We start from the raw sequence: 24780 nt of genomic DNA, 5'->3' as shown, positions 1-24780 counted from the left end.
GGGATGGCCGGCCGCGCCTAACCCAGGTGTCGCCAGCCTATCACCGCGCCGCCCACCATGAGGGCTAGGATCAGACCGCAGGCGATCGTCAGCAACCAGCCCGCCAGCAGAGCCAGGCCGTCGCGTTGAATGAGCCCCGCCGCGAACGCGCCGATCCCCAGGCCAGCGGCCGTGTGGGCGATGGGCGTCGGCAGCATGAGGACGATCGACAGGCCCATGCAACCAACGGCGACCAGCCGTGCGTGCCAGGGGTGGAGCAAGGCGTCCAGCCGTGGGCGCGAGGCGGTCTCCAGCCGCTCAACTGTTCTAGCGGCCCGAACCAGGACGATCGTGGCGCGCGCCTGTCCAAGGCTGAGGCGGCTAAGGCCGCGGGGCAGCCAAGGGCGCGCGCGCCGTACCAGCAACTGGGTCGAGATCAAGAGAAGCGGCGCGCCGAGCACCGCCGAGGCCAGCGGCGGCAATAGGGTCGCGGGCAGGGCCAGGATCAGAAGCACGCTGCCAAAGGATCGCTCGCCCAGACCGTCCATCAGGTCGGCGATCGACAGGCGTTCGCGCCCCGCTAGAGAGAGGCGGACCAGCATGACCGAAAGACGCTCGCCCGTCCCAGGGCTGTCGGGCGAATTGGGCGGTGAGGTCGGGTCCAGGTCGGCGACGGTGATCACGGGCCTCCTGAGTGACTATCGCGTCATCAGCTCGACGACGCTAGGCGGCTGAAGCCTCAAGCCGCTTGGCGCGGATCGAAGGTGTCGGCGGCGAGATCGACCAGCAAGGGTCTAGCTTCACCAAGCTCGTAGCGGGCTCCTTCGAGCCAAACAGTCATGGGCGCCCCGGTCTCGAGCGTCGCCTCAAGGCGACGCAGGGTCGTGTCGATCGCGATCCTGACCCGTCGGCCGCGCCATTGCACGGGAAAGGTCAGGCTGAGCCACGCTGTGGGGAGGCGGGGTTCGAACGACAGGCCGTCGTCGCGCAGGCTCAGGCCCGCCAGGCCCAGGACCGCGATCATCCATACGCCGCCTTGCGCGGCGATGTGAATGCCGCCGGCGATGGCCACGTGCGTGTCGGCCAGGTCGATGGCGGAAGACTGGCGCAGGTAGGCTAGGGCCTTGTCGGCCTGCCCCAGCCGCGCCGCCACCACCCCGTGCAGGGCGCGGCTGAGCGAGCTGCCGTGACCGCACCGGGACTCGTAATAGGAGAAGTTGGTCTGGACGGCCTTTCGCGAGAAGGTTTCCGGCAGCAGGGCCAGCAGCGCCACGACATCGGCCTGCTTTATGACCTGGGAAGCGGCGGTGCGCGCCCGGCCCAGCACGATGTCCATCGGCACGGATCGCCCCGCATAGGCGGCAAGGTCGATATCCTCGAGATCCAGGAAGCCATCGAACTGGGCGATCAGGCCGGTTGTCCCGGCCATGCCGGTGGCCATCGCGTCCGCCACCCGAGCCCAGGCCGCCAACTCGGCCGCGGCCAGACCCAAGCGGGCCGAGAGCCGAGCCCAGACCGCCGGCCATCCCGCCGCCAGCAGCGCCGAGACCTCAAGCGCGCGGCGGATGTTCCAGCGCGCCATGTGATTGGTGAAGGCGTTGTCGTCGACACCTTCGTGATACTCGTCGGGCCCGATGACTTCACGGATGTGATGGAGGCCGTCGGCGCCGGGTGTTGCTCGGCTGGCCCAGAACCGCCCCGTCTCCAAAAGGATTTCCGCCCCAGCGTTGCATAGGAACACCGCGTCGCCCGTCGCTTGCCAGTATTGCCAGACCGCATAAGCGATGTCGGCGCTGATGTGCTGTTCCTGCTTTCCCGTCAGGATATCGACTACGCGCCGATCGGGACCGACCAGTTGCTCGGGGGTGGCTTCCTCGCCCGTGTCCGCCGATTCCCAGGCATAGAGCGCGCCGCGCCAGCCCATGGCGGCCGCCTTGGCGCGCGCCGCATCCAGGGTGTGAAAGCGGTACATCAGCAGCGCGCGGGCCGCACTCGGCCATGTGAAGGTGTAGAAGGGCAGCAGGAAGATCTCGGTGTCCCAGAACGTGTGACCCAGATAGTCGTCGCCGGTGAGGGCGCGAGCGCCGATCGATACGTGTTCGTCGTCCGGATTGACCGCGCCATTGAGGTGATAGAGCGCGAACCTCAGGGCCTTTTGAGCGTCTGGATCGCCTTCCACCCGCACGTCACTCGCCGCCCAGCGCTGCGCCCACGCCCCCGCATGGGCGGTTACCAGTCGCGTCGGGCCGTCCCGCCAGGCCGCCGCTAGATCCGATTGCGCGCCTTGAGCAAGAGCGCTGCCAGCAGCGTCGGCGCGGGCGAAGGCGACGATGCGGGTGAAGTCGATGCGTTGCCCCGGATGGGTCTTCCAAGTCCAGCGCCAGTGAAAGGGATCCAGCGCTTGCCCTTCAATCTCGAACCCGTCGATGGTCAGCGACGCGCGGGCGGCGACCGCCAGGCCTTTGTTGGAGCGCCGCGTGCGCCAGACGCCCAAGTCTTGTTGCCTTGCTGTTGAGATCAGTCCCAGATCGAGGCCTTCAAACGTGGCCTCAAGCACCATGTCCGCCACGCCCCCGTCGATAAGCAGCCCCAGGGTCTGCAGCCCGATCTGGCGCTGGCTCAATGACAACAGGCGCAGCGATCGGATACGCAGGCGAAGGTTTTCGCCCCGCGCGTGCTGGCACTCGGTCAGAACAAGGCCCCGCTTCATATCCAGGGTCATGTGATGATCCGAAACCTCACCGGGATCATGGGCGATCGGACCGGACGATGTCGCCAGTCGGATGCGCAGCCAATCAGGACCCGGGGCGCGGGCCGATACGGATCGCGGCTGGGATGCTGTGTCGAACAGCCCCGCGACAGAGGTGCGGCCCGGCGCGGTGCGGTCCTCGCCGCGCGTCAATGCGGGCACGCCGCGCACGCCGAGGAAGCCGTTTGAGATCGCCAGGCGCGTCTCGCGGCTACTTTGGCGAAGGGGGGCGTAGCCGGCTTCGGTCAGGCGCCACGCGGGATCGGCGGTCGGTTCGAAAAGGTCGTTCATAGGGGCAGATCCGATACGGGAAGGCGCGACCGAAGTCGGCCTTGCCGGAGGGCGGCAAGGTCAATGTCATCAAGACTTGTGACCACCAGATCGGCGCCCGCCGCGCGCAGCGCCTCGCTGTCATTTCGTCGCGCCACGCCCAGCGCCGCCATGCCGGCCGCACGGGCGGCGATAATCCCGGCCGTGGCGTCTTCGATCACCAGACATTGGTCGTATGCGACGTTCAATTCGTTGGCCGCTATGCGGAAGATCTCGGGGTCTGGCTTACCGTGTCTAAGGTCACGGCCGCAGACCTTGACGGTGAACGCCGAGGCGAGGCTCCCGCCACGGGTTCCAACAACCGCCGACAACATGGCGTCGGCGTTCTTCGAGGCCGAAGCGACAGCGAGCGGAAGGCGAAGCGCCAAGCTCGCTTCTACGAAGCGAAGGGCATCCGGAAAGGCTTGGACCCCGCCCTCGCGGATCAGCGCTTCAAGTTCGCTTTGCTTGGCTTGCGCATACGCGATCACGTCGTCTTTTGAATGCGCTGCGCCGAGCGCTTGCAGGGTTGCGCCCGCGCCGTCGAGGCGAGACCTTCCCGCGACATTGGCCTGATAGAACGCCGTCGTGAAACGCGCCTTGGCGCCCTGATCGATCAATGCTGCGCGCCAGGCCAGCTCATGGGGCGAGTCCAGCAAAACGCCATCGACGTCGAAGATGAGCGCGCGCAGCATTCGGCGAGAGGACGCAGAGCCCTTCATGGTCTGGCGCGTTTCCGATCCGTCGGGGATTTAGGCCGTCCCTATGTCTAGCCGCGCGCAATCGAGGGGGCAGGCTTCTTCGGGGTTATTGAGCGCCGTGCAATTTGCCAGGCGATCGGGCGCGGCGGCGAGCCATGTCGAGCAGTCTGTCGAAAGGCCGCTAAAGACGAATTGCTCATCACGCCAGACGGAGACTCGATCGGCGCTCGGATGTTCTCGCAGCAATCGCAGCGCCTCCAAGGAGGCCGCGGCGTCGCCCTCGCGTTCGATCGCGAAAAAGACGGGCGCTACGCCGGAGGCCTTGAATGGAAAGACCATGTAGGACGACATGATTAGCTCCCGCGTCGGCGAAGACGGGAGTTCAGGGCGCAAGGCCCTCGCTCTCAGCCGTGGCGTGTCCAGAGAGCCCTGCCAACGATAGGGCACCGTGCGCCCCGCCGTAACCGATGTCCAATCTCTTCGGCGATATCTCTATGATCCAGAGCGTCGCGACGACTTGCGCGCCCCGTCACGGTCGGGGGCGCCATGGGGCGGCGAGACGCTTGTCGGAGACAAGGCGCTGGTCTGTCAGGGTGTCGAGAAACGCGACCAGATCGGCCAACCGCGCATCGTTCAGCCTGACGGCGACGGCCTCGCCGCGTGCGCCCCAGTCGTGCGGCGCGTCGAGCGACAGCAAGGCGCGCTGGAAAGCCGCCAGGGCCTTGCCGACGCTGGCCATGTTGACTTCACCCTTGGCCTCGGGGAATGGGCTGCCGAACACCCGCTGACAAACGGCGTCGGCGGCCAGTCGCGTCGCCAGGACCTCTTGCTTCGCGTCATCGCGAAATTTGAACGTCTCGCTTATATACCGACCCTTCCGACGGATGATGGCTCGCCAGGATCCGAAAGGCAGATTCAAAAAGGTGGCCATTTTCATGTACGCCAAGTGAACAGTGAGGCGTCATGGCGCAGAGAAAAATTGCGTATTGCGTGCGATTTTATCAACGATCTAACTTGTTGAATATTCGATAAAAATATGACTTTTAAATCATATAGATTTTCTATCGCGCCCATGATGGACTGGTAAGAAGTTTCAAGAAAATCAATAACATGCATTATTCCGTGTACAAGATTTGTACACGGTCATCTGCTCGCCGTTCCTGCGCTGTTCGACGAAAGCGTTCGCTAGAGTGCGATCCGATTAAGGGAAGTTCGAATAGGGTCGGCGCACCGGTTTCCAGAGGTTCCCGGACGTTCCCGGAGTTTCCCGTAAGCGCCGAAAGAGGCGGTCCAAGAGGTCCGCGATGGGGAAGGGGGCCTCGCAGCGTGATAGAGGTGCGGCTCAGACTTGGCTGATGGAACTCGTCTATATCCAAACCGCCTGCCGAGGGCCCCGACCCCATCGACGTTCATGTGGGGAAGATGATCCGAGCCCCGACGGCGTACGATCGGCGTCTCCCAGCACGACTTGGCACCGGCGATCGGCGTGACCTTCCAGCAGGTGCAGAAGTACGAGCTCGGCAGCAACCGCGTCAGCGCTTCCAAACTGTTCGCGATCGTCCAGGCGCTGGGGGTGCCGGTGGCGAGCTTCTTCAGCGATTTGGAGGAAGTTGGGGCGGACCCGTCCGTGCTCTCTGAGTTCGGGGACTTCTTGGTGCTCATCGGGTCGACCGAGTTGGTAAAGGCCTATCGGGACCTGACCACCGACCAACGCCGCGTGCTCGTGGATCTGGCCCAGGTGATGGCGGCGTCCTGACGCCAGGTCACGCTATGTCTAGCCCGCACAGAAATGTCCCGGCTCGCGCCGAATAGAGATGTCCGCTCGCACTGAGGTTCTGGTCGGGCGGCGGGTGGGCGCGGAGCCCTCAAACCGTGCAGAGCCCGACCGGCGACCGTGCGCTGTCACGACCGCTGGAAGTCTGCTCGACCAAGCGCCGCAGGCGGGCGAGGTTCTGACGGGCTTTCATTAACGGCCGATTCCTCAAGCCTATCGCTGGACGACCCGGGCCATCTGCCTGGATAAGACCACGCCACCAATCGGCTGCGGGTGGTCTGGACCCGTCTGACCCTGCCGTTGGGCAAGTCCATCGTGCTCGACAAGCTGCCCGGCGCCGACGAGCAGGGCATGGCCGGCCTGCGGGACGGCGTCGAGCGCCACGGTGGCCGTGTCCTGGCCGACGCCGGCCTCAGCACCCTGCTGGCGATCGGCGCGGACGCCGGATTCTCGGGGGAGGCGTCCGATCTGGGCCGCGCCGTGCGCCGTGCCGGCTCAGACACCGCCAGTTCGGTCGGCCAGCAGATGGTCGGCAAGAGCCTAGACCAGGCTCCGACCCTGACCATCCGCCCCGGCGCGCCGCTGCGGGTCCTCCTGACCCGCGACCTCGTACTCGAACCCTATGTCGATGAAAGGAAGATGCCATGAGCGGCAAGCTGAAACTCGGAGCGCTGGAGGACGACACGCCGGTGAAGGTGACGTTGGACCTTCCAGCCAGCGTTCACCGCGATCTGCTGGCCTACGCCCAGATGCATGCGGCCCAAACCGGCGGAAAGCCCGCCGAGTCGGCTCGGTTGGCGCCCAAGATGCTGGAGCGGTTTATGGCCACTGACCGGGTCTTTGTTCGCGGTCGGCGAGGGAAGGGCGCCTAGGCCGCACGGTGTTCGGGTAGCCGGTCATCGTCATGCGGGCCATCGGAGGCAGCTTGGGCCGCAGTTTTAATCGAATTTGGCGTGGCCGAGGCTAAGGTCGCGAAAAGAGTTTGAAAGCCTCGTGGGGGGGCATTTCGTAGATGATCGCCAACCATCGCGCGTCGAACCCTGCCCAGAGACGACGCTCCTGTTATGAGCTCTCTGCGTCCCAATCTCATCAAGCGAATTGATCGCTTTCCCAAACTGACCAACGCCGCAGCAGCGATGCAGTCGTTGTTTGAGGCGGGTGGGTATTGTCCATTCGCGCAAGATAGCGTCCTTTAAAATTTCGACTTTATCTTGAGAACGCTAGGCTGCGTCCTACATTTCTGTTCGAATATCTCTATAGGCAGTATTTACATGCCGTGACGTCGCGTGGCTGAACTTGACGAGGCTGACGATGGCGCCCGTAAGCGGCATCGCCACGGCCATTTGTCGGGCCAGCGTCAGGCAGGCGTTTGCGATGGTGTCGAGTTCCAGAGGCCGCCCCGCCAAGTGATCCTGCAGCATTGAGGTCTGAGCTGGACCGGCCCTGCGGCCGATATCGAGCATCTGGTCGATCGTCATGGAGGGCTCGATGCCCGTCGAACGCGCCAGGGCGATTGTTTCAGCCAAGACTCCGGTCACCAGAGGCGTCAGATGTGCGTCGCGAAATTGGGTTTGCAGTGTCGCGCCCGTCACGACTGAAAGCGGGTTTGTCGCCAGGTTGAGCGCAACCTTGGACCAAACTTCGGCGCGGATGTCACCGCTGGTACGGGTCGAAACGCCCGCCGACGAGAGGGTATTGGCAATCGCTTCAACGTCCCTTGCGCTCGCCGCATCGAGCGCTCCCAGAACAAGTTGTTCCATCCCAACACTCGCGCCACGGCCGGTCTCGTCTAGCCGCGCCATCACATAGGTGACCGCCCCCACGACCCGTCCTGGTATGACGGCGCGCGCGGCGGGATCGAACCAGAATGGGAGGCCGTTGACGAGCGGGATGACGAGCGTTTCCGGACTTAGGGCATGCGAAATCTCTTCCAGCATGGCCGCGAGGCTTCCTGCCTTAGTGGCGATGATGACGACGTCATGCGGTTGAAGATCGCGCGCCTCTACCACGTGGGCTGCAAGCGGCGGCCCGTCATCGACCCTTAGTCCGTCCCGCAACTGCTTGGCGCGCTGGCCACGCGCCACGAGCGTGACCGGACAGCCGCCGGCGACCAGACGATAGGCAATGAGCGTGCCGACGGCGCCCACGCCCGCGATCGCTATGCGCGGCTGCTGGTTCATGACACTGCGCCCAACACCTTGGCGCCGAGCGTGGAACACTCAGGGACCGTGTCGGCTGGAGTAAGAGCCTTGTTGGATGAGGATCCAACATCTCGAAATAGAAGGTCTGACCAGTGCAAGCTCTATCCAATCCATCGAGGTTCCAGGCTAGACGCCTGAGCAATCCATTTTAGCCGTTCGTTCCATGGCCGCCTGGTTCACCGCCAGGGCCGTCAGATTGACGATGCCGCGCGCCGTGACGCTGGGCGTCAACACATGCAGCGGCTGGCTCATGCCCAGCAGGATCGGGCCGACCAGCAGGCCTTCGGTGGCTGCGCTGAGCAGGGTCAGGGCGATGTTGGCGGCGTCCAGCGTCGGCATCACCAGCAGATTGGCCGAACCCTTCAGGGCGCTGTCGTGGACCAGTCGGTCGCGCAGGGCTTGGGAGAGGGCGGCGTCGGCGTGCATCTCGCCGTCGACTTCCAGTTCCGGCGCCTTTTCGCGCACGATGGCCAAGGCGTCGCGCATCTTCCGGGCGGTCGGCGAATTGCTGGCCCCGAAGCTGGAGTGCGACAGCAGGGCCGCCTTGGGCGTCAGGCCGAAGCGGCGCACGGATTCGGCGGCCAGCAGCGTCATCTCGGCCACCTGTTCAGCGGTCGGGTCGACATTGACGTGGGTGTCGCAAAAGAACAGCGTGCCGTTGTCGAGGATCAGGGCCGACAGGGCGTAGATCCGGCCGACACTCTCACGCTTGGGAATGATCGGGAGCATATAGGTCGCATGTTGCCACCAGTCGCCGGCCCCGCCCACCAGGGCGGCGTCGACATGACCGGCCTGCAGCAACATCGCGGCCGAGACGGTGCGGCGGTTGGTCACCCGGCGCGCGGCGGCGGCCGGCGGAACACCCCGGCGGCTGACCAGGTCCTGATAACGCTCGATCAGGGGCGCGAACAGTTCGGTGTCGGCGGCCGGGTCGATGATCTCGACCTTTCCGTCAAAGTCGAAGCGCAGGCCCGTCTCGGTGGCCTTGGCGACGATCACGTCGCGCCGACCGATCAAGACCGGCCTGGCCAGGCCTTCGTCGAGCACGGTCTGGACGGCGCGCAGCACGCGCTCGTCTTCACCCTCGGCATAGGCCACGCGGATGGTCTGGGCCTTGGTGGCCTTGCGGGCCCGCTCGAACACCGGGCGCATCAGCTGGCCCGAGCGGTAGACGAACAGCTCAAGCTCGGCCTGATAGGCTTCGAAATCGGCGATCGGCCGGGTGGCGACGCCGCTGTCCATGGCCGCCTTGGCCAGGGCCGGGGCGATCTGCAGGATCAGGCGCGGATCGAACGGCTTTGGAATGATGTATTGCGAGCCGAAGCTCGGCGCGACGCCGCCATAGGCCGAGGCCACGACTTCGGACGCCTCGGCGCGGGCCAGTTCGGCGATCGCCTCGACGGCGGCGACCTTCATCGCCTCGTTGATCTCAGACGCACCGACATCCAATGCGCCCCTGAAGATGAAGGGGAAGCACAGGACGTTATTGACCTGATTGGCGTAGTCGCTGCGCCCCGTAGCCATGATCGCGTCGGGACGTGCGGCGGCCACCAGCTCTGGCAGGATCTCGGGCTCGGGATTGGCCATGGCCAGGATCAGCGGATTGGGCGCCAGCAGCGGCAGCCACTCGGCCTTGAACACGCGGGGCGCTGACAGGCCCAGGAAGATGTCTGCTCCCGCCAACACTTCCGACAGGGTGCGCGCGTCGGTCTGGCGGGCGTAGCGGGCCATGTTGTCGAGCATGTCGTCATCGCGGCCGGCATAGACGACGCCCTTGATGTCGGTCAGCGTCACGTTCTCGACCGGCAGGCCCATCGAGACCAGCAGATCGACGCAGGCAAGGGCGGCCGCGCCAGCGCCCGAGGTCACCAGCTTCACGTCTTGAAGCGTTTTGCCCTGGACGAGCAGGGCGTTGCGGACGGCTGCGGCGCAGACGATGGCGGTGCCGTGCTGGTCGTCGTGAAAGACCGGGATGTTCATCCGCTCGCGCAGCTTGCGCTCGATGATGAAGCACTCGGGAGCCTTGATGTCCTCGAGATTGATGCCGCCGAAGGTGGGTTCCAGCGCGGCGACCACCTCGATGAAGCGGTCGGGGTCTTCGGCGTCCACCTCGATGTCGAACACATCGATGCCGGCGAACTTCTTGAAGAGGACGGCCTTGCCTTCCATCACCGGCTTGCTGGCCAGTGGGCCGATATTGCCCAGGCCCAGGACAGCGGTGCCGTTGGAGATCACGGCCACCAGATTGCCGCGCGCAGTGTAGTCGCGAGCCTTGTCGGGATCGGCGGCGATGGCTTCGCAAGGCGCCGCGACGCCCGGCGAGTAGGCCAGGCCGAGGTCGCGCTGGGTGGCCATGCGCTTGGTGGCCTCGATGGCCAGCTTTCCGGGGCGCGGCAGACGGTGATAGTCCAGCGCGGCTTTGCGGAAATCCTCGTCCATGAACGCCAACTTCCTATTCTGCTAGATTGGCGGATCGACTAGCGTGCGTGGCTTTGGGCGACCAACGCGTAGACCCAACTGGCGCCGGTTGCCCGGCAAGTGATGAATCGCGTTGTCGGGGGGCTCACACCCATCCTAGCGGGGCAGAACGGGTTTCGACGTCGGTTGCAGATATCTGGAAGGCCCGCCGCGGTTCGCCCGTGCGTTGAGGATGCAAGCTCCCGCCGCAGCGGTTGGGCGGTTTCCCATTCCGCCGCTCGCGCCGGTCGAGGGTATCAGTCCTCTGGTGCGATCTGGATCTCGATGTCGGCCAAGGCATTCGAGTAGCGAAGTTGACACGAGAGACGGGAATTAGGTTCTCGATGGTCTGAACCGTCCAAGAGGTCGTCTTCGTCCTGACTTTGCGGCGGCAACAGATCAAGGAATTGCGGCTCGACATAGACATGGCAGGTAGCGCAAGAGCAGCTCCCTCCGCAGAGTGCAGCCAGTTCGTCGAAGCCAGCATTGCGGACGATTTCCATGATCGACAGGCCCTCGATCGCGGGAGCCTCATGCAGGGAACCGTCGCGAAGCCGGATCTTCAATCGTGACATGTTCATACCTTATCCATGGGTGGGCCCTGGGCATCGGGCTTCCAGTGGCTAGGACGGAAGGGCCGAAGAGCCGGCTCAAGAATCGAAACGGCAGCTCATATAGTATCAATTTCACTTGAAATAAATAGCATATCATCACAGGCTCAGCGCTGCGTCACACTCGGCGATCTGCAATCTAGGGGGCGACTTTGCGACCGGCGGCCCGAATGCGCACAACGATATCTGCTGGCTTCCTCCTTGCGGCGGGTTGGATTCCGACCTCGCTTGCGGCGCAGACATCGCAGGAAGAAGCCGCCGGACGGGCGGCGGCGCTCGCGCGCACGCTGGCTACTGAAGGGACCGAGCGAGCGACCATCGAGGCCATGCTTTCAGCCAGCCAAGCTCAGGGCCGATCACCGGCCACTATGCAGTCTATGGGCGCGCGTACACTGCGCGTGTTCCGCGCCAGCGACGAACTGACCTATATCGGCAATGACTTTGTGGGATGCTGGGTGTTGGCGACCAAGGAGGGCGTTATCCTCATTGACGCGCTGTCCTCGCGTGAAGACGTCGATGCCTTCTTGCTGCCCGGCTTGGCCCAAATCGGCCTCGATCCGAGCCAGATCCGATATTTGATCATCACGCACGGCCATTTTGACCACGCTGGCGGCGCGGCGTCGATTTTGGACCGCTATCATCCAAAACTCCTGATGAGCCAAGCCGACTGGGCGCTCTGGAACACGGCACCGCCCAAGGAAGGGCAGGGCGCGCTCGCCACGCCCTGGCGCTTCATCGAGGATGGCGATCTTGTCGCTCTTGGCGAGGTGAAGGTCGAACTCTTCAATACGCCGGGGCACACGCCGGGCACGGTCTCGGCGTTCTTGAGCGTTCGCGACCGCAGTCAGCCAGTTGTGTTCTCGCTGTGGGGCGGCAATGCGTTGCCGCGTACGCTGGAGGCGGATGCGCGATCGGCCGGGCTCTATGCGTATCGGAGCTCGTTGCTGAGATTTGCAGAACTTGGTCAGGAGCGGCGCGCTGTCGGCCTGATCTCCTCGCACCCCTTGGGAGATGGGTCGCTTGAGAAGGGCGCGCGCGTCAAGGCTGACGGCGGCAAGGGGACAAGCCCGTGGATCATTGGCGAAGATCGCCTCATTCGCTTTCTGGGCGCCTATGTGGCGGTCGCCGATAGCGCCATCGCACGGGCCAGGGGCGCGCCCTAGCAAAAGGGGGGCCCTAGCGAAATTGTCTCGGTCGCCCTTGCCCGCGTGAGGGGCGGGCCGCTCGTGGCGCTGTTTCCCGCACGACGCACCGAAAGCCAATGTGGCTGGTCGATGTCTCGATCGTCTGAGGATGCCGGGCCGCCGGACGATAGCGTTGGCAGTAGTTTTCAGCGCACAAATGCGAACCGCCCTTGATCACCTTGCGACCAATTGGAATGTCGGGCGTCGCTGGATCGAGACTGCCTCTGAGCGTTCCGCCGCGCGGATCGGGGAGGGCGCAGCAACTGCCCGGCTTCTTCTTAACCGGCACGGCGCGTGGGTTTGGAAGCGACCACCAGTCCTCCGTCCATTCCCAGACGTTCCCGATCAGGTCGAACAGACCATGGCCGTTGGGCGGATAGGTTCTGACCGGCGATGTTCGCTCCCAGCCATCCAGCTTGCTATTGTCGTAGGGAAAGCGGCCCTGCCAGTAGTTGGCTAGCATGGCGCCCTCCGGCGCCAGGGCGTCTCCCCAGGCGTAAGGGCGACCATCGTCGTGGCCGCCCTTCGCCGCCAGTTCCCACTCGGCTTCCGTGGGCAGGTTCTTGCCCGCCCATCGCGCATAGGCGGCCGCGTCAATATGCGAGACATGCACCACGGGATGATCCGCCAGCGCGTCCAGCGTGCTATCCGGTCCTAGCGGATGTCGCCAATCCGCACCGATGCAAAAATCCCACCAGGCCGCTGGATTTCCAAGATCAACGGGACCTGAGGGCGCGCGAAACACCAGCGAACCGGCTTGGACTAGCGCTGGATCCATCCCGGGATAGTCGCGTGGATCGGGAGGGGTTTCGGCGACGGTGCGGTAGCCGGTCTGATCGACAAAGCGCGCGAACTGCTGGTTGGTCACCGGCGTCTCGTCAATCCAGAACGCGCTTACCCGCACGCGGCGCACCGGCGCTTCCTCGGGGTAGAAGTCGTTCGACCCCATGGAGAAGCTTCCGCCGTCTATGCGGCGCATGTCCTCTAGTCGCTCGCGGCCGGCGCGGGACGCAGACTTCAAGGCGGTCAATTTTCTGCTCAATTTTCTGCCTCCCGGCGGTGAGCGAGGAGGGCCTCGATAACGCCGTTGATCCTGGCAATAAAGGCTCGTTCCTCGCCGGGGGAGAGCGGAGATGTCTGGCGCCAACGCTGCTGGACGGTCGTGACGGCATGGCCAAGTCGCTCACGTCCGGATGGGGTGATTGCAATCTGCAGGTGGCGACGGTTCCACGCCGCCCGCTCGCTCGTCACCAAGCCGAGTTTGCGCAACCTCGCGACAGATCGGCTGAGAGAGGATTGAGGGAGAACGGCATAGTCGGCGATGGTGTTAAGATCGCTCGGACCCAGGCGCGTGAGGCAATGAAAGATGCGCCAATGGGCGATTGTCAGGCCACATTCGGCCAAGGCGCCGCCCAGAACGCCTTGGGTCAAGCGCGATAGCATGGCGACGCGCTGGGGAAGGAATAGTTCCAAGTCAAGGTCAGTCGATAGAGCTTCGGAGTCAGCGACCATTGGAAACATCCTAGCCTTGATCAGTGACCACGGACGCGGACCGGGCAACCTCGGCCCTGATGCTGGTGAGAGGGGGCAATTCCGCCCGTATCGCCCAGCCAACCTGCGCGATACGGACAACGGCTTTTGGCGCGGCGTTCCTATTTTCCGAAGACGGGCGAAATATTGGTCCAGCGGCGCGGGGGCAGCGTGGCGTTCCAGGCGTCATACTTGGCCTGAAGGTCGGCCTTGATCTGCGGGTATTGCGCGCTCAGATCGCCCTTTTCGGCAACGTCCTGGTCCAGATCATACAACGCGCTCTCGCCCTTCTTGGTGTTGAGCCACAATTTCCATTTGCCCATGCGCACCGCCGATTCCTGACCCAGTTTCCAAAACAGCGCCTCGTGCGGTGTTCCCGGGTCTTTGGTTTCGAGGAAGGGCATCAGGTTGACGCCATCGAGGGGCTGCGAAGCCGATGTCGAAACATTGGCGGCGGCCGCGACGGTCGGCAGGATGTCCAGGCTAATGACCGGCTTGTCGTAGACCTCGCCCGCCGGGATGCGGCCGGGCCATTTAATCATGAAGGGCACGCGGATGCCGCCTTCATGGGTGGAGTACTTGCCGGCCGAATAGGGCGCATTGCTGCCCGGCCGGCTCAACGCCTCACCGTTGTCGCTCAGGAAGACAACAATGGTGTTTTTGTCGAGACCCGTGGCCTTGAGCTTATCGAGCACGGCGCCGACGGCCTGATCCTGCGCGAGCAACAAGGCGTTGTAGGCCCGCACGTTGATGTTGGGGATGGTGGAGCGCAAGCTCTCGAAATAGCCGATCGGCACCTGCAGCGGAGGAACCGGGGCGTTCATTGGCAGGTAGAGCATGAACGGCTTGTTCTTGTTTTGCTCGATGAAATCGACCGCGCGGTCCCGGAAATATTCGAGCAGGTACTGATTGACCTCGATGACCTTGCCGTTCTCGCGAATGCCGTTGAGGCCGGCGCGGGACCAAGCCGTCAACGGCGCCTCATCGTGGAAGTCCACCTTGAGGCTGATGAAGTCTGGGTTGGAGAGGTCGCCGTATTGTATGCTGGTATTGCCGTAGAAGACGTTGGAATAGTCGAAGCCGCGGCTCTGCGGTTGAAACTCGGGGGCATGGCCCAGATGCCACTTGCCGATTACACCCGTGGCATATCCGGCAGCCTTGAACGTTTCGCCGAGATTGCGCTCATTGGCGGGGACGCCGCGGCGAAGAAACTCCGCCTCGCCCTGCAGCGGAGCCAGTCGGCCGTTGTCGTCGCGCACCTCGCGCAGTTCGGGAAAGGCGCCCGAGGAAACCTGTTGCTCGAAGCCGAAGCGCTGCTGATAGCGCCCGGTGATCAGGCCGGCGCGAGAGGGGCTGCAAAGCGGCGCGGACACATAGCCGCTGGTGAACTTGACGCCCTGCGCGCCGATGCTGTCGATGTTCTTGGTCTCGATCCAGGGATTTCCGTAGGACGTTACGTCGCCATTGCCCAGGTCATCGGCAAGAATGACGATGACGTTGGGGCGGGCGTTCGGCGCGGTGCGCGAACTTTCCGTCGCCTTGGCGCCTGCCGGCTTGGCAAGAGTGGCGGTCGGAATGGCGATCGCCAACGCGGAGGAGAGGAAAAGGACCACCTTGCCCACGATCTTCGACATTCGATGACTCCCAATCGAATTGTGCGCGCTTCGGACTGGCCGTGACAAACTCGCTAGCCAGGAACCGCGACGGCAAGAGCTAACATATGCAGCCGCATCTGCAATGAATAATTGAATGTTCAAGTGATATGGGCTCTAAATATCGATGATCCGCCTTGTGCGTTGACGGAGAGATCGCCATGCCTTTTGCCGCCCGCCGTTTGAAAGTTGTGCTGTGTGCGACCGTCTGCTCGTCGCTTGCCGCGGGGGCGGCGGCTTTGGCTCAAGTGAGCCCGGTGGCGGGGCTCGCCGTCGACAGGACTGTCCTGCCCGTTGCGCAGAAGCCCTTCTCCGGCGTGATCGCCCATACCGCGAAGGCCTCGACGCCGGACTGGCCACGCAAGGTGCAAGCGCCCAAGGGAGCGCCCAACGTTCTGCTGATCATGACCGACGATGTTGGCTATGGCGCCAGCTCGACGTTCGGCGGCCCAGTGCCGACTCCGGCCCTCGACCATCTGGCGCAGGAAGGTGTGCGTTTCGCCAATTTTCACACCTCGGCGATGTGTTCGCCGACGCGCGCGGCGCTTCTGACTGGCCGAAATCCGCACAATGTCGGGGCGGGCGCGATCACGGATGTTGCCTCGGGCTATCCTGGATACTCTTCGGTGTTTCCGCGCAATGCCGCGACCATCGCGCGCGTGCTGCGCGACAATGGCTTCAGCACGGCGCATTTCGGCAAACACCACAATATTCCGACCTGGGAGAATAACCCCGCCGGCCCTTTTACCCAGTGGCCCAACGGGCTGGGGTTCGACTATTCCTATGGTTTCATGATTGGATCCACCGATCAGTGGCATCCGCGCCTCTATCGCAATACGACGCCCGTTGACGATCCACTTCCCGATGGCGAGACGCTCGACGCGACGTTGTCGCGCGACGCGGTCCACTGGCTGCACCAGCAACGCGCCAACGCCCCCGACCGGCCCTTTTTCCTCTATCTGGCTCCGGGCAGCGCCCACGCGCCGCATCAGGTCCCGGACGAGTGGGTCGCGCGCTTCAAGGGTCAGTTCGATCAAGGTTGGGACAAGCTGCGGGAGCAGACCTACGCTCGGCAGATGAAGCTGGGCATTCTTCCGCCGGGCACGCGCCTTACGCCCCGTCCGGACGTTCTGCCCGCATGGTCCTCGATCAAGCCCGAGGAGCAGCGTCTTTTCGCAAGGCACATGGAAGTATTCGCCGCGATGCTCGCCTATCAGGACGCGCAAACCGGCAAGCTGCTCGACGAGATCGAGCGTATGGGTGAGATGGACAATACGCTCGTCATCTTCATCGAGGGCGACAACGGCGCCAGCGCCGAGGCCGGGCTGGACGGCACTCAAAATGAAGTTGGCCACTATGGAAACGGCGTTCATGGCATTCCCGACGACATCGACGGCGCCGTCAAGGTCATGGGCGGCGAGATCACGCAGTCGTCCTATCCGGCGCCGTGGGCCTGGGCGGTGGATGCGCCGTTCCAATGGTATAAGCAGGTCGCGTCCCACCTAGGCGGCATGACCAACGGCCTGGTCGTCAGTTGGCGGGGTCATGGTCGCCAGACGAACGAAGTGCGCCGGCAATTTTCTTATATCACCGACATTGCGCCAACGATCTTGGAGGCCACCGGCGTACCGGCTCCCATCCGCGTTGACGGTGTCGATCAGCAGCCTCTTGACGGAACCAGTCTTCTTTATGCGCTGGACGACGCCAAGGCGCCCGAGCGCCACACCCAGCAGTACTTCGAAATGTTTGCGTCGCGCGCGATGTATAAGGACGGCTGGCTGGCCAGTACGACGCCACGCCGCATGCCCTGGCAGTTCGCGGATATCGGCGGTGATCCGGATAAGGACTACGAGTGGGAGCTCTATGATCTGCGCAGCGACTTTAGTCAGTCACGCGACCTGGCGGCGAAATATCCGGATAAGCTGCAGGAACTGAAGGCGCTGTGGAACACCCAAGCCGAACAAAACCATGTCTATCCTCTGGACGATCGTACGGACAGATCGCGCCAGCAGGCGGCGCGGGAGGCCTTCGCTGATCGGCGTCGGACCTATGTCTACTGGGGCAAGGATCTAAGCGTCGCCGAGAACGTCGCTCCGTCCTTCGCTAGAGCTTCCTTCAAGGTCACGGCGGACATCCGTCCCAAAGGCGACGACGACACCGGCGTCATCCTCGCGCGTGGCAGTTGGTTTGGCGGCTGGAGCCTGTTCCTTGAGAACGGTCATGTCGTCGCCCTTCAGGCGCGGTCCACGGCTCCTGAAGATCAGTTCTCGGTCACCTCCCGACAGGCGGTTGGCCCTTCGCCGGCGAAGGTGACCCTTACGTTCGAGCGTGATAGCGCCGAAGCGTTCAGCGGCGGACGGATGTGCGTCGCGATCGACGGCGCGGCTCCCGATTGCGGTCGGGTCGAACGCACGATCGTGCGACCGGCCGGGCAGGGCGAAACCTTCGATATCGGCAAGGACACCGGAACGCCCGTGACGCGCCGCTACAAGGGCCTTGGCGCCTTTGCGGGTGAAATCGACAAGGTGAGCGTCGAATTGCTGGAGACTAAATAGCCGTCCAGCCGCCGGCGGCCTGGCCGCGAAACTGCCTTGCGCAAAGACAATGCGAGGCAGATTCGCGGCTCTTGATGTAACCTTGGAGTGGCTCTGGTCCATCTTGGGGTCATCAGTCACGCTGGCCAAATGCGCAGCTCGCCGACCTGCGGCGGGCGCGGTCCGCCCCGCGCGATACCGTGAAAGGCTCAGGCGTTTCGAAGGACGCTCCGGCGATCGGTAGGCAAGACGCGGTGGCGGCGAGAGCCGGCCGTCAACAGGTCAAGCGCGCGTGTCAATGATCGTCCAGACGAGCCACCACACGGCGCAGCAGCTTGTTTAGCGCATCGAAGTCTAGGCCGTCACGCTCAGCGAAAACCTGGGAGAAAATCTTGCTGGCCGTCTTCCAGGCGCGTTGTCGGGCTTCCAGTCCCGACTCGGTTAGCGACACCTCGGTGACGCGGCCATCGCTCACGCGCGCCTCACACAGAACCAAACCTTCGCTTTCCATGCGTTGGATGAGTTTCATCATCGTGGGCAGCTTAACAATCGCCAACTCAGCGATCTCGCTGACGCCCCGCGCATGACCAGGCTGGATGCACATCAGAACACGCCAGCGTCCGATATCGAGCCCGACTTTCTTGAGGCCCTTCTCCAGACGGCTGAGATAGAGCCCGGTGGCGTGCGTCAGCCAGAAAAACGGCCAGTCGCGCGCTTCGAACTCGCTGCCGTCCGACTCGGGATTCAACGCCACGCCGTTGTTCCTTGCTTTCACGTCCTTGGGCCTGACCTTCTCGGCTTGCTTCATTCCATGTTCCTGTACGTTCCGCGCCGGTTGGCGCCTAGGGCGTGGACGGCCCCTGCCGGCCTAAGTTAAAATCACTTGAAAAGTCAATTTCTTTGAGTGACACGATATCAGATCGCGTGATGGCTTTGAACTGCCCTGTGGTCATGGCCTCCATGGCGCGACGGCGATTTTCTGAAGTGTCGCTGGCCCGGCTTCGTAGCCCGATTTCCATCGGAGGTCCGAATTTGACTGTTTCCCGCTTGAAGCGAGATTTGGGCTCGCTTGCCTCGTTTCAGGGGGCAAGAGCGTGATGGGGCCTGACCTTCTACCGTCTCGGCGTTACCGCAACAGCGGAAAGCCATCGCAGGCGCTTTCCATAACGGAACTACGCGCCATGGCGTTGCGTCAGCTGCCCTCAATCGCGGCGGAGTACCTTGAAGGCGGCGCAGAAGATGAAATCTCGTTAAACGCCAACCGGGCCGCGTTCGAACATCTGCGGTTTCAACCACGACTCGCGGTTAGCGGGGAAATTGCGGGAAGAGCGGGCGCGCTCGCTCATTTGCCTTTTCCCTATGTGATTGCGCCGACCGGTCTCAACGGCTTGTACTGGCGTCACGGGGACCTGGCCTTGGCGCGCGCCGCGGCCGTCGCGGGCGTTCCGTTCACGCAAAGCACGGTGTCAAACCTCCCAATCGAGGCGATCGCCCAAGTTCCTGGTCTTGATCACTGGTTCCAATTGTACATTTTCAGCGAGATGGGCTTCGTGGAAGCCTTGCTTGAACGCGCGCTCGCCGCGGGCGTGCGGACACTTGTCGTCACCATAGACGCCAACACCTTTGGCAACCGGGAGTGGAACGCGCGGCTATACGATTCCGAGGCGAAGCCCAATTTCGCCGCCAAGGTTGACGTCTTGCTGCACCCGCGCTGGCTGGCGCGGGTCTACCGACATGGGCTTCCTGGCTTTCCAAACCTCGCCGAATGGCTGGGCGACGGCGGTGGTGACTTGCTCGCGGCAAGTCGGTGGGTTCGCAGCAACATGGCGCCGCAGGTCACATGGGCGCAGCTCGAGAGGGTCCGAGCGCTCTGGCCCGGAAGCCTGTTGATCAAGGGCGTGGGGCACGTCGGGGACGCTGTGCGCGCCGCGGCGATCGGCGCGGATGGCGTGGTGCTGGGCAATCACGGCGGGCGTCAGCTGGACGGCGCCGTGCCCGGCGTTGCTCTTCTGCCAACTGTTCGTGACGCCTTGGGAGCTGGGGCGATGGTTCTGGTTGAGGGGGGCGTACGACGGGGCGCGGATATCCTCAAGGCCACCCTGCTCGGGGGGGATGGGGTCATGGGCGGCCGTGCGACTCTCTACGGGGTGGCGGCGGCGGGGGAGATCGGCGCGGCTCGAGCGCTGACGATCCTGCGCCAGGAGTACGAGCGCGGCCGCGCTCTGCTGGGCGACGGCGATCTCTGCCCATAGATTGAATATTCAATTGAAAGTATTTGACCGTTGTTGCATCTTAGAAAACGATGAGGCCGTGGATCACGGTGGCTAGGTGGTCCGGAAGTGCGAACCTAGGCTGGGGAGTTGGTGAGACATGAGGACTAGTCGTTCAAGCCGATCGCCGTCGTCGCCTCGACAGCTTGAGAGCGCGTCGCGGCGCGCAGGTATGGGTGTCCGATGACCGGGGGCGTCACCGCGCTTCGCAAGGCTCTGGACGAGGGGCGCTGGACGGGCTTTCAAAAGCGCGCCGCGGCGTTGGCGATCCTTGCGGTCGTTCTGGACGGCCTGGACATCCAATTGCTGGGCGTCACGATCCCCACGCTCATGCGCGAGTGGAGCTTGCCCCGCGAGGCCTTCGTGCCGGTCATTGGCTTTGGGCTCGTCGCCATGTCCATCGGCACGGCGATCAATGGTTGGCTCAGTGACCGATTTGGGCGCAAGGCCACGCTTATCGCGAGTATGGTTCTGTTTGGCGCTGGAACGCTGCTCACGGTCGCTGCAAAAGGCATGACGCTTTTTCTGGTCAGCCGACTGATCGCCTCAGTGGGGCTGGGCGGCGCGCTGCCCAGCGCGGTGGCTCTACTTTCCGAATTCACGCCGCTGCGGCGACGCAGTTTCATGGTCACCTTGGGCATGATTTGCACGCCGGCCGGAGGTGTTTTGGCGGGGCTCCTTTCGGCATGGCTCCTACCGCTCCATGGCTGGCATGCGCTCTTCTTGGTCGGCGGCATGCTGCCGCTGATGCTGGCGGTCGTGATCTTGCTCCTGCTGCCGGAGTCGCCGCATTTCCTCGCCGGACGCCCTCGTCGACGCGTCGAATTGGAGCGTATCGCAACGAAGATGGGCGTGGTGCTCACCGATGGCGGTGAGGATCTCGACGGCGCTGAGGCCCGGGGCGAGGGCGGGGAGCGGAAGATTGGATATCGCGCATTGCTGACGGGCGCAGAGCGCCTCCCCAGCCTCTTGCTTTGGGTGCAGTTTCTCGGCGTCCTGACGACGGCCTATACCGTCTTCAATTGGCTGCCCACGCTCACCGCGGGCCAGGGGTTTGGCGTGGCGGTGGGCGGGAGCTTGCTGGCCGCCTTCAATTTTGGCGGAATGACCGGCGCGCTGTTCGGCGCCCTCGCTATCGATCGGTTCGGTTCGCGCGGGTTGACCGTGGGCTTTGGAGCCGCAGGCGTCGCCGCTTGTCTTGCAACACTGGCCGCCTTCAGCGCCCATGCGGGTGTGAGCCTGTTGTTGACCACCGTCTTCCTGGCGGGTCTCTTCATTGCCGGCCTGCAACCGATGCTCTTCGCGATTGCCGCCAACGCCTATCCGGTCCAGATGCGCGGCACCGGGGTGGGGGCGGCGCTGGCGATCGGTCGTCTCGGGGCGATTGCCAGTTCGTATGTCGGCGCGGTTCTGGTTGGCGCCGGGCCCGCCGCTTTCTTCCTTTTCCTTTGCGCGGCGATGCTGATCGTCACCGCGGCGCTTGGATTGATGCCTCGGCATGTACGCGCACAAGTTGGCGATAAGACGGGAGCTTGACTGACGTGATGTCCTTTTCCGATGAAGAGCGAAAGCTTCGACACGACCTGGCCAACTTCTATCACCTGGTCGAATATTTCGGCTGGCACGAGCTGATCTTCAACCACATTTCGTTGCGGCTGCCAGAGGGTGGCCGGTACTTGGTCAATCCTTTTGGCCTGAACTATTCTGAGATTACGCCCGAGAACCTGTTGGTGGTGGATGTTAATGGCGAACTGGTTGGTCAATCGGACTATCCCGCCAACCCTGCGGGCTTTGCGCTGCATGGGGCGATCCATACACACCGTCACGATGTTCACTGCGTCGCCCACACCCACACCATCCCCATCTGCGCGGTGGCGATGAAGGAGGGCGGCTTCGACCACAACAACTTCTATGGCGCACAGTTAATCGGCCGCGTGGGTTACCACGAGTTCGAAGGCATTACTTTGTTTGCCGACGAGCGTGATCGCATGGTTTCCAGTCTTGGGGACAAGCATGTCCTGGTCCTGCGCAACCACGGGATCGCCGTGTGTGAGCGCGATGTCGCCTCGACTTTTATGCTGCATTACATCGCCCAGCGCGCCGCCGAGGTCCAATGCCAAACCGGCGCGATCCCTGGGCCGGACCGGAAGATCAGCGACGAGGTCCAGGAGCGGTGTCGGATCTCGGCCGCCCGCCTGAATGATAGCGACCGGTTCGCCGCTCTGCTCTTTGAGAGTCAGGTGCGCGCGATGCGCAAGGTCAAGCCGGTGGCCTGGCATCAACCCTAATGAGGGTCATCCCCCGTGGGGACGAGGTGTTTTGCGCTTTCTATTCGACGTTCCGCATGGATCAGCGGCCTAGCCGACATGTCGCGGCCATATGAGATCGAGGCCGGCTTGGAGGGGGATCTGAGCGGGCACGTTTTCATGGCCGGGCTGGTCAGGCACCCCCGGTCCCAATCAGGCGGCGAAATCAAATCCCATATACTTGACTTTTCAATTGAACAGGATACGAGTCTTCCTATGTCGACGCATGGCGCAATCTTCACGAGGACCGATCTTGGCCACGGCACCTTGGCTGTCGCGGTCAAGGACTGTCTCGACATCGCCGGCATGCCGACAATCGCCGGCAGCGCCGCTCTCAGCGACGCCCCACCCGCGGAGCGCCACGCCCAAGTCGTGGCGGCTTTACTTGGCGCCAATTGCCGCATCGTCGGCAAGGCCAATATGCACGAACTTGCCTATGGCGTGACGGGGATCAATGCCTGGGCCGGTTCACCCGTCAATCCGCTGACCCCGGGCAGGGTGCCTGGCGGATCCTCAAGCGGCTCGGCGGTGGCGGTGGCCGAAGGTTTGGTCGACTTCGCCATCGGCGCCGACACGGGTGGGTCGATCCGCACGCCTGCGGCCTGTTGCGGGGTCTTCGGTCTGAAGCCGACTTTCAATCGCGTGAGCCGAGACGGGGCATGGCCCCGTGTTTCCTCCCTCGACTGTATCGGCCCTTTCGCCCGATCGATGTCGATGATCGAGAAAGCCATGGTGATCCTGGCCGCCGATTATTCGCCCAGAGCCGATGGCACATTTCGTTATGTCCGCGTGCGGGCGCAAGGCGTGGACATTGAGGTCCAGCGCGCGTTCGACGCGGCGGTTGGGCACCTGGGCCCGCCTGCTGCGGAAGCCTCGTTGGACGGGCTGGAAGCGGCCTACGCCGCGAACATTGCGGTGATCGCCGCCGAAACCTATGCGGCCTTCGGTCACTTGCTGGAAAGCGGCCGCCTTGGCGCCGATGTCGAGGCTCGGCTCAGGGCGGCGGCGTCCGTTGACGCCGCGCGGCTCGAAGAGGCCGAGCGTGTGCGCGTTCTCTTCTCCCAAGAGGTCGATGCGCTCCTTGAGGGCCACGACGTTCTGATCATGCCGACCATGCCGTGCTTCGCCCTGCGTGCGGATGAGGCGGCGGACGCCGCCCGCGCGCTGCGCATGACGGCGCTGGTGCGGCCCTTCAACCTGTCTGGCCACCCGGCGCTGACCATTCCCGTGATCACGCCCGAAGGGCTGCCGATCGGGATCCAGGTGATCGGCAGACGGGGCGAGGATGAAACGGTTTGTGCGTTTGGCCGATGGGTCGAGCGCGCGATTTCCGAAATTGCAGAGGAACAGAACCAATGAAGGTTGCCGAGATCTCCTGGCCGGTCGATCGGGCTGACGCGATGGAGCGCTTGCTGTCGGTCGCGCGCGCCAGGCGCGCCGAGTTCGCTGCGCAGACCTTCATCAGCGCCGACGTCGTCGAGCTGATGAAGCAGGCCGGGGTGTTTCGCGCGATGGTGGCCAAACGCTTCGGCGGCGACGAGATGTCGCCTTCCGACTTCCTGCGGCTGATTGAAAGGATCAGTCAGGCCGATGGCTCGACAGGCTGGGTCGCGAGCTTTGGCTTTTCGGCGGTCTATTTGAGTGCGTTGCCGCTCCATACACTTGAAACCATGTATGCCGATGGACCGGACGTTGTTTTCGCCGGCGGCATTTTCCCGCCGCAGGTGGCGGCACCGGTGGCCGGTGGGCTTGAGGTTTCCGGGCGATGGAGTTGGGGGTCTGGGTGTCGCGGCGCCGACCTGATCGGTGTCGGCATTCGAGTTGACGGCGGCGGACCGACCGGAGGACTGCCGTTGATCGCCGTGATGCCGGCCTCGCAGGTCCAGATCGTCGATAACTGGAACGTCACGGGCCTGCAGGGCACGGGCAGCCATGACATGGTGGTCGACAAGGTCGTCGTGCCGGCGGCATGGACCTTCGTTCGCGGCGGTCCGTCGAGTCTGAACACCCCTTTGTACCGTTATCCGTCCATGCCCCTGGCCGCGCAGGTGCTTGCGGTCGTCGGGCTCGGCATCGCCCGCGCCGCGTTGGATTGCCTGATCGAACTGGCCGGTGGTCGGGCGTCGATCACCGGCGCGCCGGCGCTCGCGAACCGGGCTTATGTGCAGGCCGATGTCGCCAAGGCCGAGGCGGCGCTGCGGTCGGCCCGGGCGTTTTTCTACGAGACGACGGACACCGCCTTCGCGGCGCTTGAACGGGGCGATGAGTTGGATGTCGAGACACGCTCGCTTCTGCGCCTTGCCGCGACCAACGCCGCGCACGTCGCCGCCGGCGTGGCCGCGACGGTTCATCGCTTGAGCGGCACGACCGGCATCGCCGCAGGCCATCCGATCGCCCGCTACCTGCAGGACGCCATGGTGGTGCCCCAGCACGCGTTCTTGGCCGATGGCACCTGGGAGAATGCCGGCAAGATCCTGCTGGGTCTCGACGCGGCGCCCGGTTTTCCCTGATCGAACGAGGAAA

The 24780-nt window shown here is 63.9% G+C and carries 22 protein-coding genes; 10 read left to right on the top strand and 12 right to left on the bottom strand.

Going from position 1 to position 24780, the window contains the following annotated elements:
* Nucleotides 1-17 precede the first annotated feature (17 nt).
* The 5 genes from ACW175_RS15030 to ACW175_RS15010 form a co-directional block, all read right to left on the bottom strand.
* Complete coding sequence (locus tag ACW175_RS15030; protein WP_492100852.1) at nucleotides 18-662, bottom strand: exopolysaccharide biosynthesis protein; 645 nt, start codon at nucleotides 660-662, stop codon at nucleotides 18-20.
* A gap of 56 nt (nucleotides 663-718) precedes the next feature.
* The gene (locus ACW175_RS15025; protein WP_492100851.1) at nucleotides 719-3019 is read right to left on the bottom strand and encodes a glycosyl hydrolase family 65 domain-containing protein; all 2301 of its coding nucleotides are present in this window, start codon (nucleotides 3017-3019) and stop codon (nucleotides 719-721) included.
* Nucleotides 3016-3732, bottom strand: a complete 717-nt coding sequence (locus ACW175_RS15020) for an HAD family hydrolase (protein WP_492100850.1) — start codon at nucleotides 3730-3732, stop codon at nucleotides 3016-3018. Before ACW175_RS15020 ends, ACW175_RS15025 begins: the two co-directional genes overlap by 4 nt.
* A 57-nt stretch (nucleotides 3733-3789) precedes the next feature.
* Nucleotides 3790-4089, bottom strand: a complete 300-nt coding sequence (locus tag ACW175_RS15015) for a hypothetical protein (RefSeq protein ID WP_492100849.1) — start codon at nucleotides 4087-4089, stop codon at nucleotides 3790-3792.
* Between the two features lie 178 nt (nucleotides 4090-4267).
* The gene (locus ACW175_RS15010) at nucleotides 4268-4675 is read right to left on the bottom strand and encodes a hypothetical protein (RefSeq protein ID WP_492100848.1); all 408 of its coding nucleotides are present in this window, start codon (nucleotides 4673-4675) and stop codon (nucleotides 4268-4270) included.
* A gap of 549 nt (nucleotides 4676-5224) precedes the next feature.
* Between ACW175_RS15010 and ACW175_RS15005 the strand changes: the two genes are divergently transcribed.
* From ACW175_RS15005 to ACW175_RS14995, 3 genes are all read left to right on the top strand, one after another.
* Nucleotides 5225-5494 carry a helix-turn-helix domain-containing protein gene (locus ACW175_RS15005; RefSeq protein WP_492100847.1) on the top strand — a complete coding sequence of 90 codons (270 nt, stop codon included), beginning with the start codon at nucleotides 5225-5227 and terminating at the stop codon, nucleotides 5492-5494.
* A gap of 285 nt (nucleotides 5495-5779) precedes the next feature.
* The gene (locus ACW175_RS15000) at nucleotides 5780-6160 is read left to right on the top strand and encodes a TraB/TrbI/VirB10 family type IV secretion system protein (protein ID WP_492104975.1); all 381 of its coding nucleotides are present in this window, start codon (nucleotides 5780-5782) and stop codon (nucleotides 6158-6160) included.
* Nucleotides 6157-6384, top strand: coding sequence for a DUF2274 domain-containing protein (locus ACW175_RS14995; RefSeq protein WP_492100846.1), 228 nt, complete (start codon nucleotides 6157-6159; stop codon nucleotides 6382-6384). The genes ACW175_RS15000 and ACW175_RS14995 overlap by 4 nt, the downstream gene beginning before the upstream one ends.
* A gap of 360 nt (nucleotides 6385-6744) precedes the next feature.
* Here ACW175_RS14995 and ACW175_RS14990 read toward each other — a convergent pair whose 3' ends face one another.
* From ACW175_RS14990 to ACW175_RS14980, 3 genes are all read right to left on the bottom strand, one after another.
* A complete protein-coding gene (locus ACW175_RS14990; protein WP_492100845.1) occupies nucleotides 6745-7692 on the bottom strand; it encodes a ketopantoate reductase family protein in 948 nt (315 codons plus the stop codon).
* A gap of 147 nt (nucleotides 7693-7839) precedes the next feature.
* Nucleotides 7840-10152 (bottom strand): NADP-dependent malic enzyme, encoded by a 2313-nt coding sequence (locus tag ACW175_RS14985; RefSeq protein WP_492100844.1) that lies wholly within the window; start codon nucleotides 10150-10152, stop codon nucleotides 7840-7842.
* A gap of 275 nt (nucleotides 10153-10427) precedes the next feature.
* Nucleotides 10428-10751, bottom strand: coding sequence for a 2Fe-2S iron-sulfur cluster-binding protein (locus tag ACW175_RS14980; RefSeq protein WP_492100843.1), 324 nt, complete (start codon nucleotides 10749-10751; stop codon nucleotides 10428-10430).
* Nucleotides 10752-10951: 200 nt separating this feature from the next.
* Here ACW175_RS14980 and ACW175_RS14975 point away from each other — a divergent pair, with 200 nt between their 5' ends.
* Nucleotides 10952-11944 (top strand): MBL fold metallo-hydrolase, encoded by a 993-nt coding sequence (locus tag ACW175_RS14975; RefSeq protein WP_492100842.1) that lies wholly within the window; start codon nucleotides 10952-10954, stop codon nucleotides 11942-11944.
* Nucleotides 11945-11957: 13 nt separating this feature from the next.
* Here ACW175_RS14975 and ACW175_RS14970 read toward each other — a convergent pair whose 3' ends face one another.
* The 3 genes from ACW175_RS14970 to ACW175_RS14960 form a co-directional block, all read right to left on the bottom strand.
* Nucleotides 11958-12986 (bottom strand): formylglycine-generating enzyme family protein, encoded by a 1029-nt coding sequence (locus ACW175_RS14970; RefSeq protein WP_492104974.1) that lies wholly within the window; start codon nucleotides 12984-12986, stop codon nucleotides 11958-11960.
* A gap of 17 nt (nucleotides 12987-13003) precedes the next feature.
* Nucleotides 13004-13477, bottom strand: a complete 474-nt coding sequence (locus ACW175_RS14965; RefSeq protein WP_492100841.1) for a MarR family winged helix-turn-helix transcriptional regulator — start codon at nucleotides 13475-13477, stop codon at nucleotides 13004-13006.
* A gap of 140 nt (nucleotides 13478-13617) precedes the next feature.
* On the bottom strand, nucleotides 13618-15129 hold the full coding sequence (locus ACW175_RS14960; protein ID WP_492100840.1) for a sulfatase-like hydrolase/transferase: 1512 nt from the start codon (nucleotides 15127-15129) through the stop codon (nucleotides 13618-13620).
* 179 nt (nucleotides 15130-15308) lie between these two features.
* Between ACW175_RS14960 and ACW175_RS14955 the strand changes: the two genes are divergently transcribed.
* Complete coding sequence (locus tag ACW175_RS14955; protein ID WP_492100839.1) at nucleotides 15309-17702, top strand: arylsulfatase; 2394 nt, start codon at nucleotides 15309-15311, stop codon at nucleotides 17700-17702.
* A 274-nt stretch (nucleotides 17703-17976) separates the two neighbouring features.
* Here the strand turns inward: ACW175_RS14955 and ACW175_RS14950 are convergent, their stop codons facing one another.
* Nucleotides 17977-18489, bottom strand: coding sequence for a MarR family winged helix-turn-helix transcriptional regulator (locus tag ACW175_RS14950; RefSeq protein ID WP_492100838.1), 513 nt, complete (start codon nucleotides 18487-18489; stop codon nucleotides 17977-17979).
* A gap of 373 nt (nucleotides 18490-18862) precedes the next feature.
* On the opposite strand from ACW175_RS14950, the gene ACW175_RS14945 reads away from it, so the two are divergent.
* The 5 genes from ACW175_RS14945 to ACW175_RS14925 all read left to right on the top strand — a co-directional run bounded on the left by ACW175_RS14945 (nucleotide 18863) and on the right by ACW175_RS14925 (nucleotide 24767).
* Complete coding sequence (locus ACW175_RS14945) at nucleotides 18863-19933, top strand: alpha-hydroxy acid oxidase (protein ID WP_492100837.1); 1071 nt, start codon at nucleotides 18863-18865, stop codon at nucleotides 19931-19933.
* 201 nt (nucleotides 19934-20134) lie between these two features.
* Nucleotides 20135-21487, top strand: coding sequence for an MFS transporter (locus tag ACW175_RS14940; protein WP_492100836.1), 1353 nt, complete (start codon nucleotides 20135-20137; stop codon nucleotides 21485-21487).
* A 5-nt stretch (nucleotides 21488-21492) separates the two neighbouring features.
* A complete protein-coding gene (locus ACW175_RS14935) occupies nucleotides 21493-22239 on the top strand; it encodes a class II aldolase/adducin family protein (RefSeq protein WP_492104973.1) in 747 nt (248 codons plus the stop codon).
* A gap of 234 nt (nucleotides 22240-22473) precedes the next feature.
* Complete coding sequence (locus tag ACW175_RS14930; protein WP_492100835.1) at nucleotides 22474-23616, top strand: amidase; 1143 nt, start codon at nucleotides 22474-22476, stop codon at nucleotides 23614-23616.
* Nucleotides 23613-24767: an acyl-CoA dehydrogenase family protein gene (locus ACW175_RS14925; protein WP_492100834.1), complete on the top strand. Its 1155-nt coding sequence runs from the start codon at nucleotides 23613-23615 to the stop codon at nucleotides 24765-24767. The genes ACW175_RS14930 and ACW175_RS14925 overlap by 4 nt, the downstream gene beginning before the upstream one ends.
* Nucleotides 24768-24780: the final 13 nt, after the last annotated feature.

Source organism: Caulobacter sp. FV1ye6ST (genome assembly GCF_058681225.1).
This window is presented reverse-complemented; position numbering and strand designations above follow the sequence as displayed.

Bases quoted from the DNA above. Each gene is read 5' to 3' on its own strand.
- ACW175_RS15025 (WP_492100851.1), bottom strand. From the start codon at position 3,019: ATGAACGACCTTTTCGAACCGACCGCCGATCCCGCGTGGCGCCTGACC.
- ACW175_RS14950 (WP_492100838.1), bottom strand. From the start codon at position 18,489: ATGAAGCAAGCCGAGAAGGTCAGGCCCAAGGACGTGAAAGCAAGGAAC.
- ACW175_RS15010 (WP_492100848.1), bottom strand. From the start codon at position 4,675: ATGAAAATGGCCACCTTTTTGAATCTGCCTTTCGGATCCTGGCGAGCC.
- ACW175_RS14925 (WP_492100834.1), top strand. From the start codon at position 23,613: ATGAAGGTTGCCGAGATCTCCTGGCCGGTCGATCGGGCTGACGCGATG.
- ACW175_RS14960 (WP_492100840.1), bottom strand. From the start codon at position 15,129: ATGTCGAAGATCGTGGGCAAGGTGGTCCTTTTCCTCTCCTCCGCGTTG.
- ACW175_RS14940 (WP_492100836.1), top strand. From the start codon at position 20,135: ATGACCGGGGGCGTCACCGCGCTTCGCAAGGCTCTGGACGAGGGGCGC.
- ACW175_RS14990 (WP_492100845.1), bottom strand. From the start codon at position 7,692: ATGAACCAGCAGCCGCGCATAGCGATCGCGGGCGTGGGCGCCGTCGGC.
- ACW175_RS15020 (WP_492100850.1), bottom strand. From the start codon at position 3,732: ATGCTGCGCGCGCTCATCTTCGACGTCGATGGCGTTTTGCTGGACTCG.
- ACW175_RS14975 (WP_492100842.1), top strand. From the start codon at position 10,952: ATGCGCACAACGATATCTGCTGGCTTCCTCCTTGCGGCGGGTTGGATT.
- ACW175_RS14945 (WP_492100837.1), top strand. From the start codon at position 18,863: ATGGCGTTGCGTCAGCTGCCCTCAATCGCGGCGGAGTACCTTGAAGGC.
- ACW175_RS14965 (WP_492100841.1), bottom strand. From the start codon at position 13,477: ATGGTCGCTGACTCCGAAGCTCTATCGACTGACCTTGACTTGGAACTA.
- ACW175_RS14995 (WP_492100846.1), top strand. From the start codon at position 6,157: ATGAGCGGCAAGCTGAAACTCGGAGCGCTGGAGGACGACACGCCGGTG.
- ACW175_RS15015 (WP_492100849.1), bottom strand. From the start codon at position 4,089: ATGTCGTCCTACATGGTCTTTCCATTCAAGGCCTCCGGCGTAGCGCCC.
- ACW175_RS14930 (WP_492100835.1), top strand. From the start codon at position 22,474: ATGTCGACGCATGGCGCAATCTTCACGAGGACCGATCTTGGCCACGGC.
- ACW175_RS14985 (WP_492100844.1), bottom strand. From the start codon at position 10,152: ATGGACGAGGATTTCCGCAAAGCCGCGCTGGACTATCACCGTCTGCCG.
- ACW175_RS14955 (WP_492100839.1), top strand. From the start codon at position 15,309: ATGCCTTTTGCCGCCCGCCGTTTGAAAGTTGTGCTGTGTGCGACCGTC.
- ACW175_RS14980 (WP_492100843.1), bottom strand. From the start codon at position 10,751: ATGAACATGTCACGATTGAAGATCCGGCTTCGCGACGGTTCCCTGCAT.